This is a genomic window from Lysinibacillus parviboronicapiens, assembly GCF_003049605.2.
GTDB classification, from domain to species: domain Bacteria; phylum Bacillota; class Bacilli; order Bacillales_A; family Planococcaceae; genus Lysinibacillus; species Lysinibacillus parviboronicapiens.
This window is the reverse complement of sequence record NZ_CP073713.1, coordinates 3992462-4012305: the sequence shown is the minus strand read 5'-3', so window position 1 is coordinate 4012305 and position 19844 is coordinate 3992462. Positions and strand designations below refer to the sequence as shown.

20 protein-coding genes and 1 tRNA gene are annotated in these 19844 nt (G+C 37.2%); 19 read left to right on the top strand and 2 right to left on the bottom strand.

The window, feature by feature from the left end:
• Window positions 1-119 precede the first annotated feature (119 nt).
• The 6 genes from trxB to C9J31_RS19380 all read left to right on the top strand — a co-directional run bounded on the left by trxB (window position 120) and on the right by C9J31_RS19380 (window position 5270).
• Window positions 120-1064, top strand: a complete 945-nt coding sequence (trxB, locus tag C9J31_RS19405; RefSeq protein ID WP_107925264.1) for a thioredoxin-disulfide reductase — start codon at window positions 120-122, stop codon at window positions 1062-1064.
• 449 nt (window positions 1065-1513) lie between these two features.
• Entirely contained in the window at window positions 1514-1981 is a 468-nt protein-coding gene (locus C9J31_RS19400; RefSeq protein WP_107949347.1) for an NUDIX domain-containing protein, read from the top strand.
• Window positions 1982-1990: 9 nt separating this feature from the next.
• The gene (rapZ, locus tag C9J31_RS19395; protein WP_107949346.1) at window positions 1991-2884 is read left to right on the top strand and encodes an RNase adapter RapZ; all 894 of its coding nucleotides are present in this window, start codon (window positions 1991-1993) and stop codon (window positions 2882-2884) included.
• Between the two features lie 4 nt (window positions 2885-2888).
• Entirely contained in the window at window positions 2889-3872 is a 984-nt protein-coding gene (locus C9J31_RS19390; RefSeq protein ID WP_054767966.1) for a gluconeogenesis factor YvcK family protein, read from the top strand.
• A 79-nt stretch (window positions 3873-3951) separates the two neighbouring features.
• Window positions 3952-4899: a DNA-binding protein WhiA gene (whiA, locus tag C9J31_RS19385; protein WP_107925262.1), complete on the top strand. Its 948-nt coding sequence runs from the start codon at window positions 3952-3954 to the stop codon at window positions 4897-4899.
• A gap of 113 nt (window positions 4900-5012) precedes the next feature.
• Window positions 5013-5270, top strand: coding sequence for an HPr family phosphocarrier protein (locus tag C9J31_RS19380; RefSeq protein ID WP_107925261.1), 258 nt, complete (start codon window positions 5013-5015; stop codon window positions 5268-5270).
• Between the two features lie 84 nt (window positions 5271-5354).
• Here C9J31_RS19380 and clpP read toward each other — a convergent pair whose 3' ends face one another.
• The gene (gene clpP, locus C9J31_RS19375) at window positions 5355-5945 is read right to left on the bottom strand and encodes an ATP-dependent Clp endopeptidase proteolytic subunit ClpP (RefSeq protein WP_054767967.1); all 591 of its coding nucleotides are present in this window, start codon (window positions 5943-5945) and stop codon (window positions 5355-5357) included.
• 319 nt (window positions 5946-6264) lie between these two features.
• On the opposite strand from clpP, the gene C9J31_RS19370 reads away from it, so the two are divergent.
• The 4 genes from C9J31_RS19370 (at window position 6265) to C9J31_RS19355 (ending at window position 9165) form a co-directional block, all read left to right on the top strand.
• Window positions 6265-6339 (top strand) — tRNA-Arg (locus C9J31_RS19370).
• Window positions 6340-6846: 507 nt separating this feature from the next.
• Complete coding sequence (locus C9J31_RS19365) at window positions 6847-7647, top strand: basic amino acid ABC transporter substrate-binding protein (RefSeq protein ID WP_107925260.1); 801 nt, start codon at window positions 6847-6849, stop codon at window positions 7645-7647.
• 94 nt (window positions 7648-7741) lie between these two features.
• Window positions 7742-8446 (top strand): amino acid ABC transporter permease, encoded by a 705-nt coding sequence (locus C9J31_RS19360; protein ID WP_107925259.1) that lies wholly within the window; start codon window positions 7742-7744, stop codon window positions 8444-8446.
• Window positions 8443-9165: an amino acid ABC transporter ATP-binding protein gene (locus tag C9J31_RS19355; protein ID WP_107949344.1), complete on the top strand. Its 723-nt coding sequence runs from the start codon at window positions 8443-8445 to the stop codon at window positions 9163-9165. The genes C9J31_RS19360 and C9J31_RS19355 overlap by 4 nt, the downstream gene beginning before the upstream one ends.
• Window positions 9166-9353: 188 nt before the next feature.
• Here C9J31_RS19355 and C9J31_RS19350 read toward each other — a convergent pair whose 3' ends face one another.
• A complete protein-coding gene (locus C9J31_RS19350; protein WP_107949342.1) occupies window positions 9354-9968 on the bottom strand; it encodes a spore coat protein in 615 nt (204 codons plus the stop codon).
• Between the two features lie 160 nt (window positions 9969-10128).
• Between C9J31_RS19350 and C9J31_RS19345 the strand changes: the two genes are divergently transcribed.
• From C9J31_RS19345 to C9J31_RS19310, 9 genes are all read left to right on the top strand, one after another.
• Entirely contained in the window at window positions 10129-10710 is a 582-nt protein-coding gene (locus C9J31_RS19345) for a LemA family protein (protein ID WP_107925257.1), read from the top strand.
• Entirely contained in the window at window positions 10710-11474 is a 765-nt protein-coding gene (locus tag C9J31_RS19340) for a TPM domain-containing protein (RefSeq protein WP_238602033.1), read from the top strand. Before C9J31_RS19345 ends, C9J31_RS19340 begins: the two co-directional genes overlap by 1 nt.
• A gap of 211 nt (window positions 11475-11685) precedes the next feature.
• Window positions 11686-13959, top strand: coding sequence for a S9 family peptidase (locus C9J31_RS19335; protein WP_107949340.1), 2274 nt, complete (start codon window positions 11686-11688; stop codon window positions 13957-13959).
• 108 nt (window positions 13960-14067) lie between these two features.
• Window positions 14068-14298, top strand: a complete 231-nt coding sequence (locus C9J31_RS19330; protein ID WP_107949338.1) for a glutaredoxin family protein — start codon at window positions 14068-14070, stop codon at window positions 14296-14298.
• 35 nt (window positions 14299-14333) lie between these two features.
• Window positions 14334-14942 (top strand): FMN-binding negative transcriptional regulator, encoded by a 609-nt coding sequence (locus tag C9J31_RS19325; protein WP_107949336.1) that lies wholly within the window; start codon window positions 14334-14336, stop codon window positions 14940-14942.
• A gap of 264 nt (window positions 14943-15206) precedes the next feature.
• Entirely contained in the window at window positions 15207-15329 is a 123-nt protein-coding gene (locus C9J31_RS24055) for a hypothetical protein (protein WP_010857399.1), read from the top strand.
• 904 nt (window positions 15330-16233) lie between these two features.
• Window positions 16234-17262, top strand: coding sequence for a sugar-binding transcriptional regulator (locus C9J31_RS19320; RefSeq protein WP_107949332.1), 1029 nt, complete (start codon window positions 16234-16236; stop codon window positions 17260-17262).
• 33 nt (window positions 17263-17295) lie between these two features.
• Complete coding sequence (gene gap / locus C9J31_RS19315; protein WP_107925253.1) at window positions 17296-18312, top strand: type I glyceraldehyde-3-phosphate dehydrogenase; 1017 nt, start codon at window positions 17296-17298, stop codon at window positions 18310-18312.
• A 306-nt stretch (window positions 18313-18618) separates the two neighbouring features.
• On the top strand, window positions 18619-19803 hold the full coding sequence (locus C9J31_RS19310; protein WP_107949330.1) for a phosphoglycerate kinase: 1185 nt from the start codon (window positions 18619-18621) through the stop codon (window positions 19801-19803).
• The last annotated feature ends 41 nt before the right edge of the window (window positions 19804-19844 follow it).

The following is a 19844-nucleotide window of genomic DNA, read 5'->3' as shown; positions in this document are numbered from 1 at the left end:
ATAACTGAAGCAATTGGGTACTTATGGATGCTGATTTACGGCTTATACGCATTTCACAGTGGAAGTCTTAGCTCCATTCGTACTTATAAAAAGCAATAAAAGTTTAGGGGGAAGTAGTTATGTCAGAAGAAAAAATTTATGATGTTGTCATTATTGGTGCAGGTCCTGCAGGGATGACTGCTGCAGTATATACGTCACGTGCGAATCTTTCAACGTTAATGATTGAACGTGGTATTCCAGGTGGTCAAATGGCCAATACGGAAGAAGTAGAAAACTATCCTGGTTTTGATACAATTCTAGGCCCTGAGCTATCTACAAAAATGTTTGAGCATGCGAAGAAGTTTGGCGCTGAGTATGCTTATGGTGATGTAACAGAAATCATCGACGGTGACGAATACAAAACAATTAAATCGGGTGCTAAAGAATATAAAACACGTGCCATAATTCTTTCTACAGGCGCAGAATATAAAAAAATGGGCGTACCAGGTGAAAAAGAGCTTGGTGGTCGTGGTGTCAGTTATTGTGCAGTATGTGATGGGGCGTTCTTCAAACAAAAAAATCTTGTTGTCGTAGGTGGCGGAGATTCAGCAGTTGAAGAGGGTGTTTATTTAACGCGCTTTGCAGATAAAGTAACAATTGTACACCGTCGTGATAAACTACGTGCACAAAAAATTCTGCAAGACCGTGCTTTTGCGAACGAAAAAATTGATTTCATTTGGAATGCGACTGTCAAAGAGATTAATGAGGCTGATGGTAAAGTTGGAAGTGTAACATTGCAATCAACTATTGATGGCACTGAGTCAGAATTTGTTGCTGATGGCGTATTTGTTTATATTGGGATGCTACCATTAACAAAACCTTTTGAAGCGCTAGGAATTCTAAACGATGCAGGTTATATTGTGACAAACGACAATATGGAAACAACTGTACCAGGTATTTTCGCAGCAGGCGATGTGCGAGAAAAATCACTTCGCCAGATTGTAACGGCTACTGGTGATGGCAGTATTGCTGCACAAGCAGTACAGCATTATGTGGAAGAATTGCTAGAAAAAATTAACGCATAATGGCATGTCACGTTAATACCGGAAAAAAATTGAATTTTTAATACGGTTTTAATATTGCTGTAACTTGAATGACATATAAAAGGTGTATGATACAAAGTGTAATTAGCAATCCCCCTTTTATTTTGTTTAGTAGGTTGTTTCCGCCTAAATTAGGTGGTGGCAACCTATTTTTGATGTCTAGGTATCGCATTCCCGTTGTTTGTTATTGCGGAAGGACCGAGCATTGTGTTATTTCATAAATTTATAGAATTTTGCGTATAGTATTGCCTACGTAAAAGCATGGTATCTCACATCTTTTTATGTTCTCATGAAGACGGTAAAGATTAGTGGCAACCAGTTGTGAACAGCAGTTAAGTGTGAAAGATTTGTATAGATGTGAAATCAGGACAAACGCTGACAGGTCTTGCTATAATAAAAGGTAGAATGCAAAAGAGATTAGAGGTGTGCCTATGCAAAGAATTGCGAACTTAATTGCCGTTAAAGACGGCCAAGTATTATTACTTCAAAAGCCAAGACGTGGCTGGTATGTAGCACCAGGCGGTAAAATGGAGAGCGGTGAGTCGATATATGAAGCCGCTGTCCGTGAGTTTCAAGAAGAGACAAATGTTACACCATTGAATGTACATTTAAAGGGTGTATATACAATGGTCATAAAAGATAATAACGTTATGATTGACGAATGGATGCTTTACACTTTTGTTGCTAAAGATGTTGAAGGTGTAGCATTTGAGGAAACGAGAGAAGGTAAGCTTGCATGGCACCTAGTGGAGGATTTGAAGCATCTGCCAATGGCTGAGGGTGATCGAACAAATTTACAATTTGCTGTTTCACAATCAGGTATTCAGTATGGCACGTTTGTATATACGTCGGATTTTGAATTACTTCATGAGAAAATACAAATATCATTAGAACAATAAAGGAGCTGCATGACAGTGGTGGTTGAAAGTCAACAATGTACACATGAATTGGTCATTATTACAGGAATGTCTGGAGCTGGCAAAACAGTAGCTATTCAAAGCTTTGAGGATTTAGGGTATTACTGTATTGATAATTTACCACCAGCATTACTTACAACTTTTTTAACCTTGCTAAAAGATTCAGGTAAAAATATTACACGTATTGCAGCTGTCATGGATATGCGTGGCGGCGACTTTTTTGATTCGCTTATAGGCGCACTTGACCATATACTAAAAGAAGGCGATATCGTTGTACGGATTTTATTTTTAGATGCGGATGATCAGACGCTAGTTAGACGTTATAAAGAAACGAGACGTGCGCATCCATTAGCTGTAACAGGCTTACCATTAGACGGCATTAAACTAGAACGAGAATTATTGTCGGAAGTAAAAGGTCGTGCTAAATTCGTTTATAATACATCGAATATGAAGCCTAGAGAGTTACGAGAAAAAATCGTTAAAGAATTTGCAAGTGATGCAGATAATATTTTTTCTGTAAACATTATGTCCTTTGGATTTAAGCACGGTATGCCAATTGATGCAGATTTAGTTTTCGATGTCCGTTTTTTAAAAAATCCTTATTATGTAGAGGATTTACGCCATAAAACAGGTCTACAAACAGAAGTTTCCTCCTATGTACTTGCTTTAGAGGACACACAAATACTTATTCAAAAACTAACGGATTTGTTTGAGTTTATGATTCCACTCTATAAACAAGAGGGTAAATCCCAACTTGTCATTGCTTTTGGTTGTACAGGGGGGCAGCATCGCTCGGTGACGTTAGCAGAATATTTTGGTGAATATTTAACCAAATATGAAAAAGCTGTTATTACGCATCGTGACATCAATCGAAGAAAGGATTGAGTGAATGGGGAAAAAGCAAACCAAGCTGGTTGTTATAGGTGGTGGGACTGGGCTTTCCACGTTGCTACGTGGGTTAAAGCATCATCCATTTGATATCACTGCGATTGTCACAGTAGCAGATGATGGAGGCTCATCAGGACGTTTACGGGATGATTATGATATTCCACCACCAGGTGATGTACGTAACGTGATTGCTGCATTATCAGATGTGGAGCCACTTGTAGAGCAAATGTTTCAATATCGTTTTTCAGCATCAGAAGACTTAAGTGGGCATTCATTAGGTAATTTAATGTTAACAGCTCTAACAGATATAACGGGTGATTTTAATCATGCTATTAGTGAAATGGGTAAGGTGCTAAAAGTGCATGGTCGTGTCATTCCGGCAGCGAATAAGAAAATTTCCCTACATGCAGAGCTAGAAGACGGCTCAGTGATTGAGGGGGAATCAAAAATTCCCTCAGCAAAAAGCCGCGTGAATCGAGTTTTTCTAGTGCCTGAGAATGTGCAACCGTTACCAGAAGCCATTCGTGCGATAAATCGAGCAGATTATATATTAATTGGTCCGGGAAGTTTATATACAAGTATTATTCCAAATTTGCTTGTGAAGGGAATTGGAGAAGCTGTTGTCAAAGCAAAAGGGCGTAAGATTTATGTTTGTAATTTAATGACGCAAAAAGGTGAAACTATTACTTATACAGCAGGCGATCATGTTCAAGCTATCTATAAGCATGTTGGGGATTCCTTTATCGATTCTATTTTAGTAAATGACGAAAAACTACCTCACCCTGTAAAAGAGCTTTATAAAGAAGAATGTGCTGAGCCAGTAACATTTGATGTTGCAAAACTTGAAAGTATGGGTTTAGAGGTTATTAAACGTGATATTGCGACAATTCGACCAGATGGAACGGTTCGTCATAACGCTGCAAATTTTGCAGCATGGCTTGTAGATTATGCAAATATCTATAAACATAAAGAAGTGAATCGCTAATAGAATCATAAGGAATGCTTGTTGTATATGGTAAGATGAACATATACATAGAAATAAAGGTTGAAAGGGGGGGCGTGACATGTCTTTTGCTTCTGAAACAAAAAAAGAATTAACGCAAGTAGAAGCGGACGATCATTGTATGAAAGCGGAAGTATCTGCCTTAATTCGAATGAATGGTTCATTATCCTTTGCTAACAAACAGCTTAGCTTAGACGTGCAAACTGAAAATGCTGCCATCGCAAGAAGGCTTTATACAATTATGAAGAAATTATATCCTTATAATGTTGAGCTTCTTGTCAGGAAGAAAATGCGCTTGAAAAAAAATAATGTTTATATTTGCCGTGTACGAGATGGTGCACGTGAGCTATTAATTGATTTGGCGATAATTTCAGATGATTTTCAATTCAATCATACGATTTCTAGAGAGCTTATTAAAAAGAGCGGTCAAAAAAGAGCGTATTTACGTGGCGCTTTTTTAGCAGGCGGCTCGGTAAACAATCCAGAAACGTCAGCCTATCACTTAGAAATTTATTCTTTGTATAAAGAGCATGGTGAGGCATTAATGGATTTAATGAATGAATTTGAGTTAAATGCGAAAACAATTGAACGGAAAAAAGGCTTTGTAACATACTTAAAGGAAGCTGAAAAAATTTCTGATTTTCTAAATATTGTTGGTGCACATCAAGCGATGATGAAATTTGAAGACGTTCGAATCCTGCGCGACATGCGCAATAGTGTCAATCGTATTGTGAACTGTGAAACGGCGAATTTGAATAAGACAATTGGAGCAGCACTGCGACAGGTAGAGAATATTCGCTTTATTGAAAATTCAATTGGTTTAGATCAGTTGCCAGAAAAACTAAGAGAAATTGCACGTCTACGTGTTGAATATCAAGATGTGACATTAAAAGAATTAGGCGAGATGGTATCAAGCGGCACCGTTAGTAAGTCAGGTGTTAATCATCGATTACGAAAAATTGATGAAATTGCAGATGCATTAAGACGCGGTGAAAAAATAGGTGGTTAACTTTCATATACAAAATGTATGAAAGTGATACGCAATCGCTTATTGTTCTTTTCCTATTAAGTGAGGTAAGATAAAACTAATAAGATGAACGGTAGTGAAAGGGAGTTTTGCGAATGACTGAGAGAACAGTCCAAGTAAAGTTAAAATTAGGACTACAAGCTAGACAAGCAGCGCTATTTGTGCAAGAAGCAAATCGCTTTAGCGCTGATATTTTTCTTGAAAAAGATGAGAAAAAAGTAAATGCCAAATCCATTATGGGTGTTATGAGCTTAGCCATAGCAAAAGGCACAGAGGTTGTTTTAAGTAGTGAAGGCAACGATTCTGAGCAAGCGGTTACATCATTAGCGGCACTTATTGAAAAAGAAGATTAACATAAAACGGGAGCTAATAATTGCTTAGCTAGTAAGCACCCAGTCAAAAAAACCTCTGAGCCAATGGGACTCAGAGGTTTTTTATTATTTACGGTCGTTACGTTCAAAGATATGATCGATTAAGCCATATTCTTTGGCACGTTCTGCTGTCATGAAGTTGTCGCGATCAGTATCTCTTGAAATAACCTCAAGAGGCTGGCCAGTACGCTCAGATAAAATACCGTTTAATTTTTCACGTAGGAATAAAATGCGTTTTGCAGCGATTTCAATTTCAGTCGCTTGGCCTTGTGCACCGCCAAGTGGTTGGTGAATCATAACTTCTGCATTTGGTAATGCACAGCGCTTACCAGGTTCACCAGCAGCAAGAAGGAATGCCCCCATTGATGCTGCCATACCGATACAAATTGTTTGTACTTTTGGCTTGATGAATTGCATTGTATCATAGATTGCCATACCAGCTGTGATAGAACCGCCAGGAGAGTTAATGTAAAGAGAAATGTCTTTATCTGGATCTTCTGCTTCTAAGAATAGCAGCTGTGCAACGATTGAGTTCGCTACGTTGTCATCAATTGCACTTCCTAATAGGATGATACGGTCTTTTAGTAGTCGTGAATAAATGTCATATGCACGCTCACCACGACTTGTTTGTTCAATAACTGTAGGAATTAAATTCATGTTAAATCCTCCTTAAAAAACTAAATTCGAATACTTTTACTGAAATCATTCATTGAATTTCAGCTGTAACCTTATCATACACATTATAGTCAGGGAAGGTCAAATATTAACACTGATATTGAGAAATTTAATCTATAACAAAAAAATTTAAAACTTTTTCATTCTATAGTTGAATTGTGAGCAATACGTTTGTATAATAGAAAGGTCGCAAGTTAAAGTACAGTACACTATTTTGCAGGTATGCTTCAAAAAATGAGGGTTATCTACATGATGCTTTACCGTAAAGCCTAGAGTGAGTACTTTTTTTTTGTGTTCAATTGCCCTCGTGGTGTAATGGATAACACGTAAGATTCCGGTTCTTGCACTGGGGGTTCGATTCCCTCCGAGGGCGCCATTTTACTGTGAAATTGATATATTTTTATAGCTCGACTCTCTAATAAGTAGCTTAGCAGCCTGCTTAGCAGAGAACGAGGGGAACATAGTGAGGATAACCTATATGGCATTATTCCCGTATTAATTCCCTTCAAACCTTCAAAAAAGCAACAACTCCAAATTATTTTAGTGAACATAACTGAACGTGAGGCTAGCTCGCTAGTCCAAAAGAAGAATCCTTTTCTGAGGGGGATTCTTTTTTTGTGTCTAAAATTATGTTATTTTTGCTAAAAAATTATATCAACAATGTATTAGTATACATTTAATGTTATTAAATCGCTAAGTTAAACATTATTTTTCTAAATAATGGATGTTGAATTTATTATTATAAAATTACTCTTACTTTTATGCAATATAGTATTGTATCTAGACTCTATTATCACTATAATTGACCTAATAGTCTAACATTTCCGAATTGAGAGAATTGAAGTGTGCGGAATATTATTTAAACTATTAGGGGGAGACAACTATGAAAAAACGTATATGGACGTTATTAATGATTGTTGCAGCGTTTTCACTAGTCCTAGCAGGCTGCGGTACAAAAGAAAACACATCTTCAAGTGACGGTGGCACTTCGGAAGATAATGGAGCCAAGAAACAGGTATATAAAGTAGGTACAGAAGCTACCTTTGCACCATTTGAATCAGTAGACGATAAAGGAAACATTGTTGGGATTGATGTAGATGTACTGCAAGCAATCGCCGATGAAATGGACTTTGAAGTGGAATGGAACAACATCGGTTGGGAACCAGTATTCCAAACAATAAAAAATAGTGAGACAGATATCGGTGCATCAGGTATTACGATTAATGAAGAGCGTAAAGAATCATTTGATTTTACAGAACCTTATTATGAATCTCAATTATTAATCGTAGTAAAAGAAGATTCAAAAATTAAATCATTAGCAGATTTAAAAGATAAAAAGATTTCCGTACAAATTAATGCAACAGGTCATATGGCTGCGAAAAAATTGCAAGGTGAAGCAAGTACAAACATCATGGCATTTGAAAATCAACCAGTTGCCATTCAAGAGATGTTAAACGGCAACGTAGATGCAACTATTGGTGATAATGCGGTTATATACGAATACATGGAGGCAAATCCAAAAGCGAAATTAAAAGTTATTAAAGATGATGCATTTGAAAAAGAATACTACGGCTTCATGGTGAGAAAAGGCAATGAAGAATTATTAAAAATATTAAATGAAGGTTTACAAAAAATTAAAGACAACGGTAAGTTAAAAGAAATTACAGGTACGGACTTTAAGTAGTAGAGGATGCCGCTAGCCTAAATATGCTAGCGGCTCATTTGATTTTTTAGGGTAATTCAATAGCAAGAATCTGAAAGGGAAAGTAGGGGTTCGGATGGACATCTTTGACTTACGCTGGGACATAGTCTGGAACTACCGTGATATGTTTGTACGTGGTATTGGTGTGACAATCATTTTAACGCTCAGTGGTTATTTTGGTGGTATTATATTAGGTTTACTGCTAGGGTTGGGGAAATTATCAAAGAAAAAATGGATTTACTGGCCATGTAAACTTTATGTAGATTTATTCCGTGGGACACCAATGCTGGTGCAAATCTTATTAATTCACTTAGCCGTTATTCCGACAATTTTTGGGCATTCATTAGGATATATGGTGTCAGGTATTACCGCACTGGTTTTAAATTGTGCAGCTTATAATGCAGAAATATTCCGTGCTGGTATTCAAAGTATTGATAAGGGGCAAATGGAGGCGGCACGTTCACTCGGCTTAACTCATAATCAAGCCATGCGTAAAGTGATTTTGCCACAAGCTTTTAGACGTATGATTCCGCCATTAGGCAATGAATTTATTGCCTTATTAAAAGACTCATCTTTAGTTACAGTAATTGCGGCACCAGATATATTATATGCAAGTAAAGTAGTGGCAGGTGCAAGCTTCCGTTTCTGGGAGCCTTATATTGTAGCCGCATTGTTATATTTAATCTTAACGTATGGTGTAACAAAAGTTGTTGCCTATATAGAGAAACGTTTTAGCAATAGCTATGTCCCTCGTAAAGTAGAAGGGCGGGAAGCGCGATGATTAAAATTGAAAACTTACACAAATATTTTGGTAAGCTAGAGGTACTAAAAGGCATTGATTATGAAATACAAGAGAAGCAGGTTGTATGTGTAATTGGGCCATCGGGTTCTGGAAAAAGTACTTTTTTACGTTGCATTAATATGCTAGAGCAAGTGACAGATGGTGCAATATATGTGGAAAATGTAAAAATAAATGATCCGAAAACAAATATTAATGCAATTCGAGCGGAGGTTGGCATGGTGTTCCAACAATTTAACCTGTTTCCTCATATGACAGTGTTGGATAATATAACAATGGCTCCGATGCAAATCCGCAATTTGAAGCGTCCTGAAGCTGAAGAGCTGGGACATGAGCTCTTGAAAAAAGTGGGTCTCGATAGCAAAGCTTACAACTATCCTGAGCAGCTTTCAGGTGGCCAACAGCAACGAGTTGCAATTGCCCGTGCATTAGCAATGAAGCCTAAAGCAATTCTATTTGATGAACCAACTTCAGCTCTTGACCCAGAGATGGTAAAAGAAGTATTAGATGTTATGAAAAATCTAGCAGTTGAAGGGATGACAATGATTGTTGTGACACATGAAATGGGCTTTGCTCGTGAAGTAGGTGATCGAGTGGTGTTCATGGACGGCGGTTATATCGTAGAAGAAGGGACTCCCCAAGAGCTTTTCGGTAATCCACAAAATGAACGAACAAAAGCCTTTTTAGGAAAAGTCCTTTAATAATTAGTGAAACGAACGGTACTCGTTCGTTTTTTTTTGCTCTGATGAAAGTTGAGCGATACATGTAAAAAATAGAGCGATAAAATAGCAAAGTGTTTCGATAAATTTACACGTTATGTAGTGCCATTCAAGCAAAGATGCAGTCCCCTAGTGATTTTCCATCACCTTTGGGACTGCATTTTTTGTATTTAATGAAGGGGATTTGTCGTAGTTGCAAAGGAATCAAGCATAGTACGCATATCTTGTTGTGAGTATTGAGGCACTTGATAGTAGCCATGTTTATTTTGGTAAATAGATAATTCGTATGCCATCTCAATGCAGTTGGGAATACTATCAGCAACAACACGTCGAACGACAGGGTTCGTTGTTTCTGTTGCTGCAACAGTCATACATTTTGCTGCATCCTTTTGTGCACCAAGTAAAAAGCCAGAAATGGTTTCATCATTAATTTCATTTGCATTTTGCATTGGCTTCTTCGGCTGTGAAGGAGTTAAGCCATATTTAAAATCATTACCCGTTTCCATTTGATAGCGCCCAGTAGGAACAGATGGATCATGTCCTGTTTTAAAGGATTCAACAATCGTGTTGTACATTCCTAGGGTGAAATTATATTGGCGATCCAAAATGCTTAATAGCTCAGGATCTTTAACATGTGGACGTAAAATTATGCTCTGGTTTAGTCCGGCAATGATTTCGCCAATTGTTTCATGCATGTCCATTACTTCATGGCCACCATGATTTAGGCTTTGTTGTTGGTTGAATGATGTCGCGTCAGATGACTCATTATAAAATGATTGTGACAAAAATAATTCCTCCTCTATGTCATATTTTGTTGCAGTATTTAGTATGTCTATTAAGACATATTTCATACGGGGGAAATACTTTTGCATATATAGAGAATAGTGATGTTTTTTTAACAACACATTAGTGGTAAAGAAAAGAAAGTAGAGGAGGGCATATTGAATGAAAAAATTACTTGGACCAGTGGGAATAATTATTATTATACTTGTTGGATTAGCATTGCTCTTTATACCAAAATACAATAGCCTCGTGACAGCAGAAGAAAATGTTGATTCCAAATGGGCGCAGGTCGAAAATCAATTGCAGCGTCGCTATGATTTAATCCCGAATTTAGTGGAATCCGTAAAAGGTTATGCCAATCATGAACAAGAAGTCATTGCTAGTATTACCCAGGCACGTGCACAGATGGGCAGTGCAAACACGCCTGAAGAGCAAGCATTAGCAAATGATGCGTTGAATGGTGCACTGAGCCGATTGTTAGTAGTTGTGGAAAATTATCCGAATTTAAAAGCGGATGCAAATTTCCGTCAACTAATGGATGAATTAGCAGGAACGGAAAATCGTTTGGCAGTAGCACGTGAAGATTACAATAATGAGGTACAAGGATTTAATAAAATTGTTAAGCGTTTCCCAGGCAATTTAATTGCGGGTATGTTTGGCTTTGAACAAAAAGAATATTTTAAGGCAGCTGCAGGAGCTGAACAGGCACCGTCAGTAGATTTTAGTGAATCGGGTAAACAATAATGAATCGTTTTACATGGCTATTCGCAATCGTTTATTTTGCCTTTGTGGTGAACATAGGCGTCACACAAGCAGCGATGCCAAAACCAATGGAAAATACGTATATCCATGATTTTGCGAATGTGCTGTCGACTCCTGTAGAAGATGAGTTGAACCATTATTCTGAGCAGTTAGACAATGGTACAGGGGCTGAAATAATGGTCGTGACATTGGATAGCCTAAATGGGCAAGATGCCAAAATGTTTGCAACAAAGATGATTAGAGAATGGGGTATTGGTGATAAAGAAAAAAATAACGGTGTCCTTATTTTAGCCACATTTGGACAAGGAGAAGGAAATAATGATGTCGTTATTAGTGTTGGGCAAGGCCTAGAAGGTGCTTTACCAGACGGTAAATTAGGACGAATCTTGGATTCGGCTTTTTATCCATATGCAAGTACTGGAGAAATCGGTAAAGCCTTTCAAACAACCTATGCCGAAGTATTTCAAACCGTCGCACAAGAATATAATTGGGATGGCGATAAGCCTGAGCAACAAGAAGCGGATGAATCGATGCCCACATGGGTCTTTATCTTACTTATCATTATAGTGCTCATTGTCATTACGTTTTCATCCAATGGTGGCGGTGGCGGACCGCGCTCAAGAGGACGTCGAGGCTATCCAGGTAGTTTCGGTGGAGGTTTTGGTAGTGGTGGTTCACGCGGTGGGGGCTTTGGTGGTTTTGGAGGTGGCTCATCGGCAGGTGGAGGTGCAAGTAGAAAATTTTAAAAAAGTCAGCATCATTTCCGCAGAGATGCAATAAATTTAATTCTAACAGTAGACACTTCAAGTGGCTTGCCTAAAGGTAAGTCGCTTTTTAATTGGTTGAAAAGGAAATTTTCTTTAATTATTATCATTTATTGACAAAAATGCTGAAATTGTTATAATTTTATTATATCGACAAACGATATAACGCGAACTGATATAAGGAGGAGTCATTTTGAAGAAAAGATTTTTAACAGCATCATTAGCAGTCATTTTAACAGCATCTGCTGTCTATCCTGTTTCGATGCAGGAAGTACGCGCTGCCAATGAAACTAGTAGTCAAGTAGAAGTAAAAGAGGAAAGTCTATCTGCTAAAGATTTTCTAGGTTTAACTGTAACAGCTCTAACATTCCAACATGGTTCAGAGACAATGCGTCAACAAATCATTGATAAGTGGGTAAAAGGTGAGGAATTAAAAGATTTAAGTGTTCATATTAAACGTGATGAAGCAGCACGTATTTTAGTCAGAGCTTTAAATAAAGAGGAAAAAGAAACTACACTTGCTGAGTATCAAGAAAAAGCTAATAAGCTTGGTTTATTTAACGGTCTGTCAAATAGTGAAACGATTTCAAAACAAGATGCAGTCAAAATTTTAAACAATGCTAAAAATGTGAAAAACGGAGTTAGTAATGAAGGCGTGAAAGAAATTTCCGTTGAAGATTTCATGAAAAATCCTGGTAGCTTTGGCTATTCACTTTCACCAGATGGTAATTATCTTACTTATTCCGCTGCATGGGAAAATCGTTCAAATGTTTTTGTGAAAAAAATGAATGATGATAGCGAGCCAGTACGTGTATCGAGCTCAACGGATCGTGATATCGCTGGATCCTTCTGGAAAGATGATAATTTACTATACTTAAAGGATAAAGGTGGAGATGAAAACTTCCACATTTATTCAACATCATTTAATGGCAATGAGGAAAAGGATTTAACACCATATCCAAATGTAACAGTTGGGTTATTAAGTGGTTTACAAGGCGTTAAAGATGAAATTCTAATTATGATGAATAAAGAAGATGCAACTGTCTTTGATGTGTACAAGCTAAATGTTAAAACTGGCGAGACAAAACATGTTGCTAAAAACCCAGGTAATATTGCGAGCTGGCTAGCTGATCGCGATGGAAATATTCGAATTGCCGTTGCTTCAGATGGTGTAGAAGGTACTGTTTTATATCGTGAGACAGAAAAAGATGAATTCAAACCATTTATTGAAATGGCAGCAGGAGATGAAGTTACACCACTTGCTTTCTCTAAAGATAATAAACATATTTACGCAACTACTAATAAAGGAAGAGACAAAGTAGAATTCGTAAAATATGATTTAGAAGGCAAAGAAGAAGTCATTATGTCTAACGCAGAGGTAGATGTAGCGGGCGTATTATATAGTGCAGAGCAAGATAAGTTACTTTACGGAGCTTATTTAACAGATAAAACGCATTATCAATTTTTCGATAAAGACTTTGAGGAACTATTCCGCAAGTTACAAACTAAATTAGGCGTTGAAGAAAGCGAATTAGGCATTAACGATTACAATAAAGAAATGACGAAATTTATTGTCAGCGTGTCAAGTGACACTGTATATGGCAAATATTATTACTATGATTCAACAACAGATGAATTAACAGAGCTGACAACTTTAAGCCCATGGTTAAACCCAGAAGAGTTAGCACAAATGCACCCTATTTCATATAAGAGCCGAGATGGACTAACTATTAACGGTTATTTAACACTACCAAAAAACAAAGATGCTAAAAACCTACCACTTATCGTCAATCCACACGGCGGTCCATGGGCACGTGATATGTGGGGCTTTAACCCAGAAGTCCAATTACTTGCGAACCGTGGCTATGCTGTATTACAAGTGAATTTCCGCTCTTCTACAGGTTATGGTAAAGAATTCCTGGAAGCTGGTAATAAGCAGTGGGGTCTGAAAATTCAAGACGATATTACAGATGGCGTACAATGGGCTATTGATCAAGGTATTGCAGATCCTGAGCGTATCGGTATTTACGGTGCATCATTCGGTGGTTATGCAACATTAGCAGGTATTACGAAAACACCTGATTTATATGCAGCGGCAGTTGATTATGTAGGTGTATCAAATATCTTCACATTGTTAGATACAATTCCACCATATTGGGAAACAATGCGTAACATGTTCTATGAGCGTGTAGGACATCCAGAAAAAGATAAAGAGCTATTAACAGCTGCTTCACCAGTGTTCCATGTAGATAAAATTAAAACACCGTTATTCGTAGCTCAAGGCGCTAATGACCCACGTGTAAATCAGGCAGAGTCTGATCAAATCGTAAAAGCGTTACGTGATAGAGGTGTCGATGTTGAGTACATGTTGAAGGAAAATGAAGGGCATGGCTTCCAAAATGAAGAAAATCGCATTGAGTTCTATAATGCTATGCTTAAATTCTTAGATAGCCATTTAAAAAAATAATAACTAGACTGTGTAGGAAGTAATCTTCTTGCACAGTTTTTTTTGTAGTAACAGGCTCACACAGAACAGACTATTTCGTTTTATAATAGCGTTAGGAGGTGGGACAGAATGAACGTAAAATTTTTTAGTCGATCTAACTGTGAATTATGTGTAGAAGGCTTACGTACTTTAAAGCTTGTGCAAGAAGATATCGCGTTTGATATAGAAATAATCGATATTGAGGTAGACGAAGTCATACATGAAAAATATATGCTCATGATTCCTGTAGTGGAAAAGGATGGTCATATTCTACAATACGGCAATTTAGATTACGCAACCCTCGCACAAGGGCTTTTATAGCTGTATTGAATAAATAGAAGAAAGGGGTTTTGCTCATGTATATACCAGCAGCATTTAAAATCAAAGATGACTCGGAAATGATAGAAATAATACAAGTGAACAGTTTTGCAACTTTGTTTTCAACTTATGAAGGGATGCCATATGCTACTCATCTTCCTTTAATATTCGATGAAACGCAAAATTGTTTGATTGGCCATTTTGCAAAAGGCAATCCGCAATGGAAGAACATCGAGCACCAACATGTTTTAGCGGTCTTCCAAGGTCCTCATTGCTACATATCTCCATCATGGTATGAAACAAATCAAGCTGTCCCTACATGGAATTATGTAGCGGTGCATGTTTACGGAGAAATAGAGCTTATTGAGAAGGAAGAGGAATTAGTCAATTCTTTTAACAATATGATTGCAAAATATGAAGGCAAGGGTAGTCCCTATAGCTTATCTGAAGTGGATGCCCAGTTAATAACGAATTTAAATAAAGGCGTTCAGGGCTTTAAAATAAACATCTCACGCATGGAAGGTAAAAAGAAATTGAGTCAAAATCATTCAATAGACCGACAAAATTTAGTCATTAAGCATTTAGAAGAAGTAGAGCAATCAAACGAACAGCAAATTGCCCATTTAATGAAGCAAAATATGAAATAATTATAAACACTCAGTTTAAAAGAAGCGCTCTTTTAAACCGAGTGTTTTATTGTTTATGCCTATAAAATAATAGTTTTCACAATTTGTTCAATGAAAGCGTTTTGAATATGAACAGTTTGTGAAGAGCTTCACGTAATGCTTTCTTTTAAAGAAAATCGGAGTACAATAGGAAGCAGTAAGAAGTTGTTATAAGACAGTTCGAATGAAATTATCACATTTTAGTGTTTGTTATATTACAAAAACAATTTGAAGGGAGATTTTACAATGTGGGTTATTACAGTATTTGAGAAAAAGGATATTCGTATTTTTGAATACACAAACAAAAATGAGGCTACAAAAGCTTTAGCAAGTTTCAAGAAAAACGCTGTATTATCTTTTACAAATTAATTGACAAAAAATCTCGTAACCGCAATTGAAGGTTACGAGATTTTTTTGTAGAGGGTGAGAACGGATTGTTTCTTATTACCGAAGTACACCGTTTTCAAAACAATGATGCTCCTAAGTTTTTTTATCCTTTTACAAAATACCTATTTTTGGTTTTATAACGATTAATTAGGTAAAAATATTCATGGAAATTTATTGGTAAATAAGTTATTGTATGGATTGGATTTAACAAAAGGGCGGGGAAGTGTATTGTTTGAACATTCATTTTTTTGAAATTCTTTATTTCATACTTTTTTATGTTATTTTGTCTTTGATATATTATAGGACTGCAAAAGCAAATGGTTACGAGGAAGTTGCATATCTAAGTTTTATACCTATCATCAACATATATATAATGTTTTTACTTATTGCAAAAGGCAATTCAGATATCGAACGAAGAGCTTCAGCTAAGAAAATGGTAATTCTATTTACTTGCTTATTCATTGTCGGAATTGTGTCAATAAGATTAATAGTTATACTTATTGTAAGTTATTTAATATATCGTATATTTTATCGATGGGTAGGTGATAAAACCTATGGCATTTTTATATGATACTAAATGTATTTACTTGCGGAATCTTTTTCATTATTTACGGGTTGTTACATATGAATAAACCATTTCGTGTAGCTTAAACATGTTCTACATATAAAATAAACCGATTTTAAAAAATGAGAAGCCACAAAGAACTATAAAAAAGTTTTTTTGTGGTTTTTTACCTTTGCCTGCTAGGTCAAATAAATAAATGTGAATACCATTATTTACTTGCCCTTTTTTAATTTAAGTATTATAATGAAATCATAAGTGGGACACAATTTTATATAGTGGGATAAAAAACGTCCCATTATAATAGAAAGGTAGTAGATGTGTATGTTAACCATACCAGAGGCACAGCAAAGACTACTTCCGGAAATGTATCCGCTTCTTCAATCAAGATATCGCATCTTGCAATCGATTCAACTAATGCAACCTATTGGACGACGAACACTTGCAGAATCACTAAAAATGACAGAACGTGAAATACGAAAAGAAACAGACATTTTACGTGAGCAAGGGTTATTAGATATTCAAAAATTGGGTATGGTATGTACGAGTGATGGCATCGCCGTTATTGAACAGCTACGAGCATTGGTTTATGAATGGTCTGGACTTACACAGCTTGCTAAATTACTCGAAAAACGTTTTGGCTTGCAACATGTGATCGTTGTACCAGGCGATTATAATGATGATGAAACGGTATTGACATTGCTTGGTAAAGAGGCAGCACACCAATTTTTATCAAACATTATTGGTGAGCAAGTTGTCGCTGTTACAGGTGGCAAATCGGTGGCTTCGCTTGCGCAATTTTTACAACCAATTGACGCCAAGCAGAACGTAACATTTGTTGCTGCACGTGGGGGAATTGGACATGAAATGCAAATGCAGGCCAATACACTTGTCGCAACATTTGCAATGCAGATGAATGCCCAACATCGAACTTTGTTTTTACCAGAGCATTTAAGTGAGCAAGCCTATCAAGCGATGCTGAAAGAGCCAATGGTTATTGAAATGATGGCTTACTATGATCGGGCAGACTGCGTGATTCATGGTATCGGCTCTGCGGAGGAAATGGCAGTTCGTCGTAATTCGTCGCCAGAGGATTTACGGATTCTCGAGGAAAAAGGAGCTGTCAGTGAAGCGTTTGGCTATTACTTTAATGCTGAAGGAGCAATTGTCCATCGTATTCGTACGATTGGTATTCAGCTTGAACAAGTAGAGCAATGTAAGCATGTCATTGCGGTGGCAGCAGGTAAACAAAAAGTGAACGCGATGCTTTCTTATTTTAAAGTAGCGCCAAAGCAGACTATTTTTATAACGGATGAAGCGGCAGCAAAAGAAATTGCTGAACGTTACCTGTAAATATAAATACAAACATTATTGGAGGAATTTACAATGGCATTAAAATTAGCAATTAATGGATTTGGACGTATTGGACGATTAGTATTTCGTGAAGCAATGAAGCAGGAAGAATTTGAAGTCGTTGCAGTGAATGACTTAACAGATGCTGGCCAACTCGCGCATTTATTAACATATGATTCTGTACACGGTATCTATGATGCTGAAGTATATGCAGATGGCGATTCTTTCGTAGTGAATGGTAAAAAAGTGAAAGTATTTGCTGAAAAAGACCCTGCGCAATTACCTTGGGGTGAGCTTGGTGTTGATGTGGTGCTTGAGTGTACAGGTAAATTCCGTTCAATGGAAGAAGTAAGCAAGCATATTGAAGCAGGTGCAAAAAAGGCGATTCTTTCTGCGCCAGCGAAAGGTGACATGCCGACATTTGTAATGGGTGTTAACCACCAGGATTACAATCCACAAACTGATGATGTGATTTCCAATGCATCTTGTACAACAAACTGTCTTGCACCAGTAGCAAAAGTGCTAGATGAAAAATTCGGCATTGAACGCGGTATGATGACAACAATTCACTCATATACAAATGACCAACGTATTCTAGATTTCCCGCACTCTGATCCTCGTCGCGCTCGTGCAGGAGCAGTGTCGATGATTCCTACAACAACAGGAGCAGCAGTTGCGGTTTCTAAAGTATTACCACAGTTAAAAGGGAAATTAGATGGCTTCTCTATGCGTGTACCGACACCAAATGTTTCTTGTGTGGACTTAGTTGTCGAGTTAAAAGCAGAGGTGACGAAAGATGCTATCAATGCTGCTTTAAAAGAAGCTTCTGAAAATGAGCTGAAAGATATTTTAGGCTACAATGAGTTACCGCTCGTATCAATTGACTACAATGGCAACCATAATTCTTCAACTGTAGATGGTCTTTCTACGATGGTATTAGAAAATAGCATGGTAAAAGTTCTTGCGTGGTATGATAACGAAATTGGTTACTCTACTCGCTTAATGGACTTAGCTTTATATATGGCACAACAAGGTTTAAATCATAAATAAGTGTCATAATTCGTGATTTGAAGTAAAAAGTGTGACATAATACCGCTTTTTACGCATAAAAAGTATAGCCTTTATAATATCTAAAAGATATAATATACAAGGGTAATGGGAGTAGGGGACGTTTACCCTTACTCCTTTTTTGATAAAAAAATAATACAGTTTTTTAAAAGACATATAACGTGACTTTTGCTACTATTTAGTAAAAGTATTTTCACAAATAAAGGCATCGGTGGAAATTGTGTAGAACCAAGATGGGGGAAGCACATAACAGACTCGAGCCAAAAAAACTTTGAAGGGGGTTTCTTCATGTTAAATAAAAAGACAATGAAAGATATTGATGTAAAAGGCAAGCGGGTATTCGTACGTGTAGATTTTAATGTACCAATGGCTGATGGCGCAATTACAGATGAAACGCGTATTCGGGCAGCTATTCCTACAATCGAGTACTTAGTAGAACAGGGGGCTAAAGTAATTTTAGCGTCCCATTTAGGTCGTCCAAAAGGTGAAGTCAACGAAGGTATGCGTTTAACAGCAGTGGGTATTCGCTTAGCTGAATTGATGGGCAAATCGGTGACAAAATTGGATGAGTCAATTGGTGAAGTTGTAGAAGCAGCAGTTGCGAATATGCAAGACGGCGATATCGTACTACTTGAAAACGTGCGCTTCCATGCTGGTGAAGAGAAAAATGATCCTGCACTTGCCGCACAATTTGCAAGTATAGCGGATATTTATGTCAATGATGCCTTTGGAGCAGCACACCGGGCACACGCGTCAACTGAAGGAATTGCGAAGCATATACCTGCTGTATCCGGCTTCTTAATGCAAAAAGAGCTAGATGTTCTTGGTAAAGCTTTATCTAATCCAGAACGTCCGTTTACAGCGATTATTGGTGGTGCCAAAGTAAAAGATAAAATCGGTGTGATCGAAAGCTTATTAGAAAAGGTAGATCACTTAATTATCGGTGGTGGACTATCATTTACTTTCATTAAAGCACAGGGGTACGATGTTGGTAATTCATTATTAGAAGAAGATAAAATTGAGTTAGCAAAATCTTTCATTGAAAAAGCAAACGCAAAAGGCGTGCAACTACATATGCCAATTGATGCTGTTGTAGCAAACGAATTTTCAAAAGATGCTGACACGAAGATCGTAGATGTAAATGCGATTCCATCAGATTGGATGGGTCTAGATATCGGACCAAAAACAGCTGAAAAATATGCTGAGGTTATAAAAAATTCTAAGTTAATCATCTGGAATGGCCCAATGGGTGTCTTTGAAATGGATAAATTCGCTAATGGTACAAAAACTGTTGCACAGGCAATGGCAACAACAAATGGCTATACAGTGATCGGTGGTGGTGATTCTGCTGCGGCTGTGGAAAAGTTCGAAGTAGCGAACAATATGGATCACATCTCAACAGGTGGCGGTGCTTCACTTGAATTAATGGAAGGTAAAGAACTACCTGGTATTGTAGCGTTAAATGATAAGTAGAAGGTTAAGCGGTGGATTTCAAATAAACTTCATACCTACCC

What these genes read in the sequence shown, in the direction of transcription:
- trxB (WP_107925264.1), top strand. Translation starts at nt 120, where the DNA reads ATGTCAGAAGAAAAAATTTATGATGTTGTCATTATTGGTGCAGGTCCT.
- C9J31_RS19400 (WP_107949347.1), top strand. Translation starts at nt 1,514, where the DNA reads ATGCAAAGAATTGCGAACTTAATTGCCGTTAAAGACGGCCAAGTATTA.
- rapZ (WP_107949346.1), top strand. Translation starts at nt 1,991, where the DNA reads ATGACAGTGGTGGTTGAAAGTCAACAATGTACACATGAATTGGTCATT.
- C9J31_RS19390 (WP_054767966.1), top strand. Translation starts at nt 2,889, where the DNA reads ATGGGGAAAAAGCAAACCAAGCTGGTTGTTATAGGTGGTGGGACTGGG.
- whiA (WP_107925262.1), top strand. Translation starts at nt 3,952, where the DNA reads ATGTCTTTTGCTTCTGAAACAAAAAAAGAATTAACGCAAGTAGAAGCG.
- C9J31_RS19380 (WP_107925261.1), top strand. Translation starts at nt 5,013, where the DNA reads ATGACTGAGAGAACAGTCCAAGTAAAGTTAAAATTAGGACTACAAGCT.
- clpP (WP_054767967.1), bottom strand. Translation starts at nt 5,945, where the DNA reads ATGAATTTAATTCCTACAGTTATTGAACAAACAAGTCGTGGTGAGCGT.
- C9J31_RS19365 (WP_107925260.1), top strand. Translation starts at nt 6,847, where the DNA reads ATGAAAAAACGTATATGGACGTTATTAATGATTGTTGCAGCGTTTTCA.
- C9J31_RS19360 (WP_107925259.1), top strand. Translation starts at nt 7,742, where the DNA reads ATGGACATCTTTGACTTACGCTGGGACATAGTCTGGAACTACCGTGAT.
- C9J31_RS19355 (WP_107949344.1), top strand. Translation starts at nt 8,443, where the DNA reads ATGATTAAAATTGAAAACTTACACAAATATTTTGGTAAGCTAGAGGTA.
- C9J31_RS19345 (WP_107925257.1), top strand. Translation starts at nt 10,129, where the DNA reads ATGAAAAAATTACTTGGACCAGTGGGAATAATTATTATTATACTTGTT.
- C9J31_RS19340 (WP_238602033.1), top strand. Translation starts at nt 10,710, where the DNA reads ATGAATCGTTTTACATGGCTATTCGCAATCGTTTATTTTGCCTTTGTG.
- C9J31_RS19330 (WP_107949338.1), top strand. Translation starts at nt 14,068, where the DNA reads ATGAACGTAAAATTTTTTAGTCGATCTAACTGTGAATTATGTGTAGAA.
- C9J31_RS19325 (WP_107949336.1), top strand. Translation starts at nt 14,334, where the DNA reads ATGTATATACCAGCAGCATTTAAAATCAAAGATGACTCGGAAATGATA.
- C9J31_RS24055 (WP_010857399.1), top strand. Translation starts at nt 15,207, where the DNA reads ATGTGGGTTATTACAGTATTTGAGAAAAAGGATATTCGTATTTTTGAA.
- C9J31_RS19320 (WP_107949332.1), top strand. Translation starts at nt 16,234, where the DNA reads ATGTTAACCATACCAGAGGCACAGCAAAGACTACTTCCGGAAATGTAT.
- gap (WP_107925253.1), top strand. Translation starts at nt 17,296, where the DNA reads ATGGCATTAAAATTAGCAATTAATGGATTTGGACGTATTGGACGATTA.
- C9J31_RS19310 (WP_107949330.1), top strand. Translation starts at nt 18,619, where the DNA reads ATGTTAAATAAAAAGACAATGAAAGATATTGATGTAAAAGGCAAGCGG.